The sequence below is a fragment of the Stenotrophomonas maltophilia genome (assembly GCF_900186865.1).
Classification (GTDB): Bacteria; Pseudomonadota; Gammaproteobacteria; order Xanthomonadales; family Xanthomonadaceae; genus Stenotrophomonas; species Stenotrophomonas maltophilia.
On record NZ_LT906480.1, the window covers coordinates 1,281,465 to 1,294,019 of the forward strand.

Here is a 12,555-nt window from a genome sequence, read left to right on the forward strand (position 1 = left end):
GCTCAGCCCCTTACCAGTTGCGGAAGCGCTTGGGCGGGTCGTACAGACCGCCGGACCAGCGCACCAGGTCCTTCACCGAACGCGCCGCCAGCAGATCACGACTGGCATCGCGCACGGAGATGCCGAGGTCATCGGGACGGCGGATCACGCCGCGGTCGCGCAGGTTCTCCACCATCGCGCGGTCGCGCCCCATGCCCACGGCGGTATAGCCGGCCACGCCACGGATCGCCTGTTCGCGCTCCTCAGGGGTGCGGCACAGCAGCAGGTTGGCAATGCCTTCCTCGGTCAGCACATGGCTGACGTCGTCGCCGTAGATCATCACCGGCGGCAGCGGCATCTGTGCGCGCTCGGCCAGTTCCCAGGCATCGAGGCGGTCGACGAAGGCCGGCGCCATGTGTTCGCGGAAGGTTTCCACCTTCTGCACCACCAGCTTGCGCCCGCGCGGCATCTCACCCGGGCGTGCGGCCTGCTGGCCGGCCTTGATCCAGGCCTCGCTGGCATGGCGCCGGCCACGTGCATCGGAACCCATGTTCGGTGCGCCACCGAAGCCGGCGATGCGGTCGCGGGTGGCGGTGGAGCTGTTGCCCTGCAGGTCGATCTGCAGTGTGGAACCGATGAACATGTCGCAGGCATACAGGCCGGCGGTCTGCGAGAACGCGCGGTTGGAACGCATCGAGCCATCGGCGCCGGTGAAGAACACATCGCCTCGCGCGGCGATGTACTTCTCCATGCCCAGTTCCGAACCGAACGAATGCACCGATCTGACGAAGCCCGATTCGATTGCCGGAATCAGTGCCGGGTGGGGGTTCAACGCCCAGTGCTGGCAGATCTTTCCCTTCAGGCCGAGCGATTCGGCGTAGGTGGGGAGCAGCAGTTCGATGGCCGCCGTGTCGAAGCCGATGCCATGGTTGAGGCGGTTCACGCCGTACTCGGCGTAGATGCCCTTGATCGCCATCATCGCCATCAACACCTGGATCTCGGAGATCTGCGCCGGGTCGCGGGTGAACAGCGGTTCGATATGGTTCGGCTTCGGCGCCTGCACCACGAAGTTGACCCAGTCGGCGGGAATGTCGACGCGGGGGAGGGTGTCGACGATCTCGTTGACCTGGGCGATGACGATGCCGCCACCGAAGGCGGTGGCTTCGACGATCACCGGCGTGTCTTCGGTGTTCGGCCCGGTGTACAGGTTGCCGTGCCGATCTGCGGCCTGCGCGGCGACCAGGGCCACGCGCGGGGTCAGGTCGATGAAGTAGCGGCCGAACAGTTCCAGGTAGGTGTGGATGGCACCGATCTGGATGCGCCCTTCAGCCACCAGGTTGGCCAACCGCACTGACTGCGGGCCGGAGAACGAGAAGTCCAGCTTCGACGCGATGCCACGCTCGAATACATCCAGGTGCGACGGCAGCGACAGCACCGACTGCACCATGTGCAGGTCGTGCACGCGGGCCGGGTCAAGATCGGCCAGGGCCTGGGCGAGGAAATCGGCCTGCTTCTGGTTGTTGCCCTCCAGGCAGACCTTGTCGCCTGGCTCCAGCATTGCGTGCAGCAGCTCGCCTACGTCGCCGGCGGCGACCTCGCGTCCCCGGGCCCACGGCGCGGCACGTTCCAGGCGGGCCTGGCGGCTGCGTTCCAACGTATCCCAGCTCGGGTTCATCGACCGGCTTCCGATTGGTGTCGATGTAATTACGACATAATTACGAAGGACGCCGCAACCTGCAGTGCAGCAAAAGGAAGGGCCCGCGCGGAGGCGGGCCCATTCAGGTAGGCCACGACCGTGGGTCGTGGCGGAGAGCGTGCCGACCAACGGTCGGCACCCACCAGGCACCCACCGGTTCGCGGGTTGCTCAGAACTTCCAGCGCAGGCTGGCCGACACGAAGCGCGGTTCGCCGTAGTTGTTGTAGTCCAGATTCGCCCAGTAGGTCTTGTCCAGTGCGTTGCGCACGCTCAGCGTTGCGGTCCAGCTGTCGCTGATGCGGTAGTTGGCATTGAACTGCATCAGCATGTAGGCCGGCTGGTTCACCGTCACCGTGCCGCCCAGCGGATAGGCGATGTTGTAGCCCTGCACCTTGCTCTGCCACTGCACGCCACCGCCAACGCTCAGGCGTTCCAGCGCACCGCGCAGCTGCAGCTGCGTGTTGAGCTGCAACAGATCCTTCGGCGGGTTGGCGTACAGCAGGTCGGTAGCCGCGCGGGTGACCTTGACGTGGGTGTAGCCGGCATTGACCGTCCAGCCCGGCAGGATCTCGCCGTTGACGTCTACTTCCCAGCCGCGTGCCTTGGTGCCGTTGACGCCGATGTAGGCGGAGGTGCCATCGCTCAGCGAACCTTCCGGCACGCCCATGTCGCGCACGGCGTAGTTGTCCTGCTTGGCCTCGAACACGGCGGCGTTGGCGGTCAGGCGGCCGTCCAGCCACTGGGTCTTGATGCCCGCTTCCAGGTTCGAACCCTGCACCGGTGCCAGCAGGTTCTCGTTGCGGTCCTTGAAGTTCTGCGGGTTGAAGATCTCGGTGTAGCTGGCATAGGCCGACACGTTCGGGGTGATGTCGTAGACCAGGCCCACGTAGGGAGTGACTTCATCGCTCACCTTGTACGCGCCGCTGGTGCCGGTGTAGGCGCCAGCGGCGTTGTAGGAGCGGGTGAGGGTTTCCCAGCGGCTCAGGCGTGCGCCGGCAATCAGCGACAGCGGATCGGCCAGGCGCAGGCGGGTGGCCAGGTAGACGCCACTCTGCGTGGTCTTGGCCACGCGGCGCGCGCCGGTGCGGCGGTAGGTCACCTCGGAGATGTCGCCGTTCCAGTTGTACACGCTGGGAATGTAGTAGCAGCGCTCGCTGCCGCAGCGCGCCCAGTCGTTCGGGAAGTTCAGTGCCAGGGTATTCGTCGTGCCTTCCAGGTCCGACCACTGTGCGCCGAGCGTCACGTCGTGGTCGCGGCCGAACAGATCGAAACTGCCGGTCAGGTAGGCATCGACGTTGCGGCGGGTGTCCTTCGAATCACCGGCGGCCGCGCGCAGGTAGATGCCCGCGCCGGTCACCGGGTCCGGGTTGCCGGTGCCGTACAGGCGCACGTTCTGCACGTTGCCACGGGTATAGGCGGTGTTGATCTTCAACAGCCAGTTGTCGCCGAAACGCTGTTCCAGGTTGGCGAAGGCGGTGTTGCTCTCGCGCTTCCAGTAGCTCCATTTCGGCGACAGGTTGGTCGAGCGCGGCAGGTGCGCGAAATGGCCCTGGTTGTCGAAGAACGGCACGGTGCCCCAGGTCGAGCCGGTGGGGTTGTTGTCCTGGCTCTGGTAACCGAGAGTGATCGTGGTGCTGTCGGTGACGTCGCCTTCGAGCACCGCCATGCCGGCCATCTTGTTCTCGTCGTAGCGGTCGTAATACAGGCCACGATCGGTGTAGGCGGCGACCACGCGGCTGCGGAAGCGGCCGTCGGCGGTCAGTGGCGCGGTCACGTCGGCCTCCATGCGACGGTAGTCCCAGCTGCCGGCGCTGACCGCGAACGACGCATCGAATTCCTTGCCCGGGCGCTTGCGCAGCAGGTTGACCGTGGCCGACGGCACGCCGGCGCCGCTGAGCAGGCCGTTGGCGCCGCGGATCACTTCGATACGGTCGTAGAAGGCGGTGTCGTACTCCTGGTTGGTGGAGCCGCTGTAGGTGGGAATGCCATCGACCTGGAAGTCGGTGATGGCGAAGCCGCGCGCGTAGTACAGCGGGCGCTGCGTGTCATAGAAGGACACGCTCACGCCGGTTACATTGCGCATCACATCGTTGATGCTGAACAGTGATTCGTCCTGCAGGCGCTGCAGGCTGATGGCGGTGGCGGACTGCGGGGTCTCCTGCAGGGTGATCGGCAGGCGCGTGGTGCTCGACGGTGGTGCGGACTGTTCGGCGCGGACGCTGACCCGGTCCAGGGTCTTGGCATCGGCAGTGCCATCGGCGGCGGCGAACGCGCTGGGCGCGGCCAGCAGGGTCAGCGACGAAAGCAGGGCAGCCGGCAGCAACGCGCGGCGGGGCAGGCGGTTACGGAGGATCAGGGACATGGTGGGCTCAAGGCTCGGAAGCGGGGAAGGGCGGCAACAGTCGTCCAGCACCCGGGGCGGCGGCTTCGGGCACGGTCAGGTCCATCTGGGGAGGTGCGATCACTGCACAGGACGCAAATGTAAATAATTCGTAACAACATTACAATTCGCGTCATTCGCGGGAGGCTTTCCGGCGCAGAGCAGTGGCGGGCCGGGGTCGGAGCCCGTTGCCGCAGGCAATGGGCTCTGACCCCATCATCGGCGCCCAGGTGCAGGTCAGAGCCCTCCCGTGCGGGAGGAATCCGACCCATTTCGCACAAAAACAAACGGCCACCCGAAGGTGGCCGTCCGTCTCCATCGAAAGCAAACTGCGGGCTTACAGCGCCTGCAGTTCCTCGTTGGCGTTGCGCTTTTCCTTGGCCGCTGCCGGCACTGCAGCCGCAGCAGGCGATGCCGCGTTCGCATCCACCGGCACTTCCAGATACGGCAGATGCAGGGTCTGGCTGGTCAGCGTACGGATCTCGTTGACCAGCGCGGCGCTGTCGTTGAGCTTGCGCCCGTACGACGGCACGATCTCGCGCAGGCGGGCTTCCCAGCCGGCCTTCATCTGGTCCGGGAAGGCCTTGGCCATCAGGTCCAGCATGATCGGCGGCGAGGTCGACGCACCCGGCGAAGCGCCGAGCAGGGCGGCGATGGTGTGGTCCTTGTCGGTCACGATCTCGGTACCGAACTGCAGCACCGGGCCCTTCAGCGGATCACGCTTGATGATCTGCACGCGCTGGCCGGCGGTCACCAGCTTCCAGTCACCCGGCTTGGCAGTGGGGAAGTACTTGACCAGCTCGGCCTGGCGGTCGGCATCGTTCAGGCGCGCCTGGCCCATCAGGTACTGCACCAGGTCCAGGTTGTCCTTGCCCACTTCCAGCATCGGGCCGACGTTGTTGTGGTTCACCGACGAGTACAGGTCCCACCACGAACCGTGCTTGAGGAACTTGGTGCTGTACAGCGCGAACGGCCCGAACAGGACCACCGGCTTGCCGTCCAGCTTGCGCGCATCCAGGTGCGGCACCGACATCGGCGGCGAGCCGGTCTCGGCCATGCCGTAGGCCTTCACGCCGTGGCGCGAGGTCACGTCCTGGCCCTGGAAGGCGAGGAACTGGCCACCGACCGGGAAGCCGGCGTAGTCCTTCGATTCCGGAATGCCGGACATCTGCAGCAGCTTCAGTGCAGCGCCACCGGCACCGATGAACACGAAGCGGGCGTGGGTGGTGGTCTCGGTGCCAGCCTTGAGGTCCTTCACCGTCACGTTCCAGCTCTTGTCGGCGTTCTGCCGCAGCGCGCTCACTTCGTGGTTGAGATGCAGGCTGAAGTTCGGGCTGCGCTGCAGGCCGGCGGTCAGCTGACGGGTGATCACGCCGAAGTTGACGTCGGTGCCCAGCGGCATCCAGGTTGCGGCAACCTTCTGCTTCGGGTCACGGCCTTCCATCAGCAGCGGGGCCCACTGCTTGATCTGGGCCGGATCCTCGGAGTACTGCATGCCGTAGAACAGCGGATTCTTCACCAGGGCCTGCTGGCGCTTGTGCAGGTAGGCGATGTTGTCATCGCCCCAGACGAAGCTCATGTGCGGGGTCGGGTTGATGAAGTCGCTGGGCTGGCTCAGCCGGCCTTCCTTCACCTGGTGCGACCAGAACTGGCGCGAGACCTCGAACGATTCGGCGATGCCGACCGCGCGCTTGGTCTCGATGCTGCCGTCGGGCAGTTCCGGGGTGTAGTTCAGTTCGGCGAAGGCCGAGTGGCCGGTGCCGGCGTTGTTCCAGCCGTCGGAGCTTTCACCGGCGACGCCGTCGAGGCGTTCGTAGACCTGGATGTTCCAGTCCGGCTGCAGTTCCTGCAGGTAGGTGGCCAGGGTGATGCTCATGATGCCGGCGCCGACCAGCACAACGTCGACGGGCTTGTCGTTGCTGGCGGCGGGCACCGAGCGCTGCGTCAGCGGCCAGTACAGGAACAGCGCGGCGGCCAGCAACAGCAGCACGAGCAGGGCGAGAAGAGCCTTGCCAAATTTCTTCATGGGGGCGGGATCGTTGGCGGAGGGGAAGGGGTCAGGATGCGCGTGGGACAGGGAAAGGGCGTGAAGAAACAACGCCTTGCAGCATCCGTATGCGATTCTAACCGGATCCGGTCTGTTTTTGATGCAACGCAGCATCCGGCGTTTCGCGCCATCCTCACCCGCTAGCGCCGGGTGATACCCGGCGAGCGAAGCCTTGCCAACGTCAGGCCATCCCTGGCGACAGCTTCACTCAGACCAGCTCAAGAATCTCGTCACCGGCCTCGTCGACCTGCCCGGTCGGGCGCCAGCCCAGGCGCCGGTAGAAGCCATGCGAGCGCGAGCGTGGGTCGGCCGAACAGGCCAGGAACAGGCGTTGGTGGCCGGCATCGCGGGTCAGGCTGACCACGTCCTGCAGCAGCTGGCGACCGATGCCGCGGCCTTCATACTCGGGCAGCAGGGCCAGCACCAGCACCTCGCCGCTGTCGCGGTCGGCGAAGCAGTAGCCGGCCATGCGCTCGCCCTCCCAGGCGACGCGGCCGATCGAATCGCCCTGGCCGATGCCGGCCGCCCAGCTGTCCTCGGTGATGCCCAGCTCTGCCAACTGCGCGGCGCTGAAGGCGTTTTCGCGGGTGCGCCCGCGCAGGTCGATGCAGGCGGCGGCATCTTCGGGGCGCGCATCGCGCACGGCTATCGGCATACCGGACACCCTTGTAGTGATTGGCCCGCCAGTATCCGCATCACGCATGGACCCGGTGTGGAGGGTTGATGGAGATTGGATGGAGCAAAAAGGGGACGGAGGGGATTAAGTCGTCTTTGCCCGATGTGTCGCTTGGGCCTTATACGACTTAATCCCCTCCGTCCCCTTTTCAGCGCTTACGCCGGATCAGTGCCGAGGAGGCATCCAGCACCGCGCGGGTCAGCAAGGCCATGGTCTGCACGTCGCCCTTCCAATGCTGCCAGTACAGCGGCACGTCTTCCCACGCGCGCTGGCGCACGTAGACCAGGCGGCCCGCGTCCAGGTGCCGCTTGACCAGCGGCAACGGATTCATCGTCCAGCCCATGCCGCCAAGGTTGGCCTGCACGAAGGCGCGCGTGGACGGAATCCACCAGGTCGGCGCGGTGCTGGGCAGGTCGTCGCCGGCCATGCGCCGGGCGAAGCGCGACTGCATGTCGTCCTTGCGGTTGAACACCAGCACCGGGGCCTGCGCCAGCGCCTGCGCGGTCACGCCCTTGGCGAAATGACGCTCGCGGAACTCGGGGGTACAGGTGGCGGCGTAGCGGATGCTGCCCAGCGCATGGATCTGGCAGCCCTGCACCGGCTCGTCCAGGGTGGTCACCGCACCCAGCACCGTGCCCTGGCGCAGCAGCTCCACGGTGTGGTCCTGGTCCTCCACGCGCAGGTCCAGCGTAGTGCCGGTGGTCTGCGCGAACTGGTAGGCCGCCTGCGGGAACCAGGTTTCCAGGCTGTCGTGGTTCACCGCCACCGGAATACTGGCTTGCGGCAGGTCCTCATCGGCCAGGCCCATCCGGTGCAGCGCATCGTGCTCGAGCAGGGCGGTCTGCTCGGCCAGCTGCACCAGCAACTGCCCCTCGGCGGTGGCGGTGGCCGGGGTGCCGCGCTTGACCAGCAGCCGGCCGATCCGGTCCTCCAGCGCCTTGACCCGCTGCGAGATGGCGGACGGGGTGACATTCAGCGACTGCGCGGCGCGGTCGAAGCTGCCTTCGCGGATCACTGCGGCCAGGGCGCGCAGCTGGGCATGGTCGATACGCATCGAATTAAGTTCCGCTAATGTTGGTTTAGGAAGTTTAGCTCGTCTTTTTCATGTTGCGGCGCGACAATGGCGCTCGTTCCGGTGCTGTCCGCCTTCGCGAGGCACCGTCCCCCCCAAGCAAGTAAAGGCAGTGAATCCCATGTTCTCGGTCATCTCCGCCAGCACCGGCCTCGGTGCCTGGTTCTCTGGTGCAGCTACCGGCATCGGCCTGTTCGCCGTGGTCGGCGCCCAGAGCGCCTTCATCCTGCGCCAAGGCATCCTGCGCAAGCACATCGTGCCGGTGGTCGCCACCTGTGCGGCCATCGATGCCATCTTCATCTTCGCCAGCGTGGCCGGCCTGCGCACGCTCACTTCGGCGCTGCCGTGGCTGACCACCGCCGTGCTGTGGACGGGCGTGGCGTTCCTGGCCTGGTACGCGATGAAGTCGGCGCGCCGCGCGATCGCCGGTGGCGGCGGCATGGGCGAGGCTGACAGCGACGACGGCAGCCGCCGCGCAGTGCTGATGGCGGCGGTCGGTTTCTCGCTGATCAACCCGCACTTCTGGCTGGACATGATGGTGATCGGTTCGATCGCCGAGAACTTCGGCAACGCCCGCATGGCCTTCGCTGCCGGTGTGGTCACCGCCAGTTGCCTGTGGCTGACCGCGCAGGGCCTGGGCGCGCGCCTGCTGGCGCCGCTGTTCACCAAGCCCAGCACCTGGCGCGTGCTCGACGGCACCATCGCGGTGATCCTCAGCATCCTGGCCCTCACGTTGGCGGTGCGCGGGGTCCACTGACCCGGCGCACGCCCCCCGAACCCACGTCCTGACTCTCTCTCCAAGGTAGTGGTAACGACGGCACCGGCAACGGTGCCGTCGTTTTTTGTACGCCACTGGCGGGCCGGGCACTGGCCTGCCTAGAATCGGCCAGCCGGGACAAGGGGTCCAGGCAGGGGGAGAGAAGGATGCACAAGCGCTGGCTGGCCGCCATCATCGTGGCGGGATTGTGGTGTGGAACCGCTGCTGCGATCGATCTGGGCGCCTATGTGCGAGCGGACAAGTTCGGCGATGTCATGCTGTCTCCCGGGGGCGATTATCTGGCCGCGACCGTGCCTGCGGACGGCTTCACCGCTGTGATCATCCTTCGTACGGACGACAACACGCCGGTGGGCAACCTGCGCCCACCACTCAATTCGCATGTCTTCGGCCTGCACTGGGTCAACAACGATCAGGTGATGTTCGGTCTGGCGCAGAAGTTCGGTACCCGCGATGCGCCGTGGGCCACCGGCGAGCTGCTGACACTGGATGCACGCACCGGACGACCGGAACTACTGGTGGGCTACCGCGACCTTGGCCTGCGCGTGCGGCCCAAGTACCGGAGGTCGGCCGCGGCGTTCCTCAGTGACGCCCTGCCTGGCGACGATGCGCACGTGGTCATCGCAGTAGGCGGATCGCGGCTGGATGCCAACGGTTATGCGGCCCAGCTGGAACTGGCAAGCGGCAAGCAGCGGCTGCTGGCCCGCGCGCCGATGCCGGGTGCCTCCTATGTGGTGGATGCCCGCGGCGACGTACGTTTCGTACAGGGCGCCGGTACTGACAACGTCCATCGGCTCTACCACCGCAACGGTGGCGACTGGGCGCTGGTCAACGATGAGAAACGGAGTGGTCGCAGCGAGGCGGCGCTGGGCTTTTCCGCCGACGGCCAGCTGGCCTACCTGCTCAGCGAGCAGCCCAGCGGCCCCGATGCCATCGTCAGCTGGAACCCGGCCACGCAGGAGCGCAAGGTCGTGCTGCGCGATGAGGTTGTCGATCCGGCACGACTGATCCGCAGCCCGGGCAGCACCGTGCCGGTCGGTGCGCTGTTCCTGGGAAACACGCCGCATACCCGGTTCTTCGACGAAAGCTCGGACGAGGCACGGTTGTACCGCAGCCTGGAGGCGGCCTTCCCCGGGCGTGCAGTATTCATCACCTCCAGTACCCGCGACGGTCGCCGGCTGCTGGTGGAAACCGGGTCCGGTTCCAATCCGGGCGAGTTCTACCTCTACGACCGCGACCGCAACCAGGCACGCTTCCTGATGGCGCGCAGCGAATGGATTGACCCGGAGAGCACTGCGTCGGTGCGGCCGGTCCTGCTGAAGGCGCGTGACGGGCTGGAGCTCCATGGATTCCTGACAGTCCCGCATGGCAGCACTGGCCGTGACCTGCCGATGGTGGTGGTGCCGCATGGTGGGCCGATCGGGATATTCGACAACGGCAGTTTCGATCACGAGAACCAGTTGCTGGCCGCTGCCGGCTACGCCGTGCTGCAGATCAATTTCCGCGGCTCGGGCAACTACGGCCGTGCCCACAGCCGGGCAGCACTGGAACAGTGGGGGCGCGCGATGCAGGACGACGTGACCGACGCCACGCGCTGGGCGATCAGCGAAGGCATCGCCGATGCCCGGCGCATCTGCATCTACGGTGCCAGCTACGGTGCCTACTCGGCGATGATGGGCGCCGCGCGCGAACCGGGGCTGTACCAGTGCGCGGCCGGCTATGTGGGCGTCTACGACCTGCCGCTGATGTTTACTGGCGGCGATATCCAGGACCGCGATTCCGGAATGAGCTACCTGCGCGAGTGGCTGGGTGATCCGGCCACGCTGGGCGCGGTCTCGCCGGTCAACCTGGCCGAGCGGATCAAGGTGCCGGTGTTCCTGGCGGCCGGTGGCCAGGACAAGCGCGCCCCGGTCCAGCACACCGAGCGCATGGAAGCGGCGCTCAAGCGTGCCGGTACGCCGGTGGAAAGCCTGTACTACAAGACCGAAGGGCACGGCTTCTATACCCAGGCCCATCGCAGCGAGTACTACGGCAAGCTGCTGGCCTTCCTGTCGCGCAGCCTGGGTGGCAAGACCGCCACGACTGCGGCTGCGGACGGCAAGGGCAGGGCGCCGTAACGCAAAGGGCGGCGGATGATCCAACCGCCGCCCCGGTTCCTGCCTGTGCGTGGGCTTACTTCACCCCGTGCATCATCTTCTTCAACAGTGGCGCGGCAATGAAAGCGGCCAGCGCACAGCCCAGGCCGATCCACATCAGCAGCCAGAACAGGTGCGCATAGGCACCGGCGGCGGCCACCATGTCCAGCGATTCGCCTTCCGGCACCTCGATCGCGGCTAGCTTGCCGAACAGCGCGGCCAGCGTCTCCGAGAAGGCGGTGGCCAGGAACCAGGTGCCCATCATCAGGCTCATCACCCGCGGCACGGCCAACTGGGTCACCGCCGACAGGCCGACCGGCGACAGGCACATCTCGCCACTGGCCAGCAGGAAGTAGGCCAGCACCAGCCACCACACGCTGGCCATCTCGCCGGTGGCGCCAACCTGCTGCCCGGCCAGTGCCAGCGGCACGAACGACAGTGCGCCGATCACCAGGCCCCAGGCTGATTTGACCGGCTTGCCCGGTTCCCAGCCGCGGCGGTCCATCCACGTCCACAGCGCGGCGAAGGCCGGTGCCAGCAGCACCAGGAACAGGCCGCCGAGATAGGTGAGCGAGCCGGCGGTCTGCGGAATCACCAGGCAGTCGCGCACCAGCAGCACCAGCATCAGCACGACGATGGCGGCGAAGAACGTGCGCGGCGCAGCCGAACCCGGACGACGCTCGGACAACCGCGCGCTGACCACGAAGCCCAGCGGTGCCAGCAGCAGTGAGAGGATCGACCACGGCAGCGGCGTACCGCCGGTGATCACCAGCGAGGGCACGATGTCCTTGGTCAGCAGCCGGTCGGTGAAGGTCACCCACGAGCCGTAGGACTGCTCGTACATGGTGAAGAACACCAGCGCCATGAAGATCAGCACCATCAGCGCGATCATCTGCTGGCGCTGTACCGGCGTGCACTTGCTGCCGGTGAACCAGGCGAACCAGACCAGCACGCCGCCCAGCACCACCACCATCAACATCAGTGCCAGGCTGATTTCACCGCCCAGCGCGAACGCGCCGTTGCCGGCCGCCCACATCAGCCACGCCACCGGCAACACACCGAGCACCGCGCACAGATAGATGAGCCATTCGCGCGGCAGGCCCAGCACCTTCTGCTTCAACGCCGCCGGTTGCGGCGGCTCGGCGTGGCCCTGCAGGTACTTCTGGCCCCACAGGAACATGGCCAGGCCGGCCAGCATGCCGATGCCGGCCGCACCGAAACCGTACTTCCAGCCGTAGGCCTCGCCGAGGAAGCCGCACACCAGCGATGAGAACAGCGCGCCGAGGTTGATGCCGGCGTAGAACAGCGAGAAACCCGAATCGCGGCGCGGATCGTCCTTGGCGTACAGCTTGCCGACAATGGTGGAGATGTTCGGTTTCAGGAAACCGACGCCCATGATGATCAGCGCCAGCGACAGGTAGGTCACCGCCAGTGCCGAGGTGTCGCGCACCACTTCGCCGTTCACCCGGTACGCAGCGTGGCCTTCGAAGGCCATGCCAAGGTGGCCGAGTACCAGCAGGATGCCGCCGAACAGCACGGCCCGGCGCATGCCCAGCCAGCGGTCGGCCAGCATGCCGCCGAATACAGGGATGCAGTACACCAGGCCACCGTAGGCGCCGAGCAGGTCCAGGCCGGCCTTGTCGCCGAACAGGTGGTACTTGGTGAGGTACAGCAGCAACAGCGCCTTCATGCCGTAGAAGGAGAAGCGCTCCCACATTTCGGTGAAGAAGCAGACATAGACGCCCTTGGGGTGACCCAGGAAGTCGTCGGAAGCGATAGCGGTGGAATTCATCGC

Annotated in this window: 8 protein-coding genes; 2 read left to right on the forward strand and 6 right to left on the reverse strand. The window is 66.4% G+C overall.

The features are described from left to right. Nucleotides 1-10: 10 nt before the first annotated feature. The 5 genes from mdcA to CKW06_RS06180 all read right to left on the reverse strand — a co-directional run bounded on the left by mdcA (nucleotide 11) and on the right by CKW06_RS06180 (nucleotide 7,832). The gene (gene mdcA / locus CKW06_RS06160; protein WP_024957006.1) at nucleotides 11-1,654 is read right to left on the reverse strand and encodes a malonate decarboxylase subunit alpha; all 1,644 of its coding nucleotides are present in this window, start codon (nucleotides 1,652-1,654) and stop codon (nucleotides 11-13) included. A gap of 190 nt (nucleotides 1,655-1,844) precedes the next feature. Beyond that, the gene (locus CKW06_RS06165; RefSeq protein ID WP_024957007.1) at nucleotides 1,845-4,037 is read right to left on the reverse strand and encodes a TonB-dependent siderophore receptor; all 2,193 of its coding nucleotides are present in this window, start codon (nucleotides 4,035-4,037) and stop codon (nucleotides 1,845-1,847) included. A gap of 355 nt (nucleotides 4,038-4,392) precedes the next feature. Beyond that, complete coding sequence (gene mqo, locus CKW06_RS06170; RefSeq protein ID WP_024957008.1) at nucleotides 4,393-6,081, reverse strand: malate dehydrogenase (quinone); 1,689 nt, start codon at nucleotides 6,079-6,081, stop codon at nucleotides 4,393-4,395. A 229-nt stretch (nucleotides 6,082-6,310) separates the two neighbouring features. After that, the gene (locus CKW06_RS06175) at nucleotides 6,311-6,757 is read right to left on the reverse strand and encodes a GNAT family N-acetyltransferase (protein ID WP_024957009.1); all 447 of its coding nucleotides are present in this window, start codon (nucleotides 6,755-6,757) and stop codon (nucleotides 6,311-6,313) included. Between the two features lie 169 nt (nucleotides 6,758-6,926). Then, the gene (locus CKW06_RS06180; protein ID WP_005412604.1) at nucleotides 6,927-7,832 is read right to left on the reverse strand and encodes a LysR family transcriptional regulator ArgP; all 906 of its coding nucleotides are present in this window, start codon (nucleotides 7,830-7,832) and stop codon (nucleotides 6,927-6,929) included. Nucleotides 7,833-7,971: 139 nt separating this feature from the next. Between CKW06_RS06180 and CKW06_RS06185 the strand changes: the two genes are divergently transcribed. Together CKW06_RS06185 and CKW06_RS06190 are read left to right on the forward strand one after the other, a co-directional pair. After that, nucleotides 7,972-8,607 (forward strand): LysE/ArgO family amino acid transporter, encoded by a 636-nt coding sequence (locus CKW06_RS06185; protein WP_005408523.1) that lies wholly within the window; start codon nucleotides 7,972-7,974, stop codon nucleotides 8,605-8,607. Nucleotides 8,608-8,774: 167 nt separating this feature from the next. Further along, entirely contained in the window at nucleotides 8,775-10,742 is a 1,968-nt protein-coding gene (locus tag CKW06_RS06190) for an alpha/beta hydrolase family protein (RefSeq protein ID WP_024957010.1), read from the forward strand. A 55-nt stretch (nucleotides 10,743-10,797) separates the two neighbouring features. Here CKW06_RS06190 and CKW06_RS06195 read toward each other — a convergent pair whose 3' ends face one another. Further along, nucleotides 10,798-12,552 (reverse strand): peptide MFS transporter, encoded by a 1,755-nt coding sequence (locus CKW06_RS06195; RefSeq protein ID WP_012479435.1) that lies wholly within the window; start codon nucleotides 12,550-12,552, stop codon nucleotides 10,798-10,800. Between the last annotated feature and the right edge of the window lie 3 nt (nucleotides 12,553-12,555).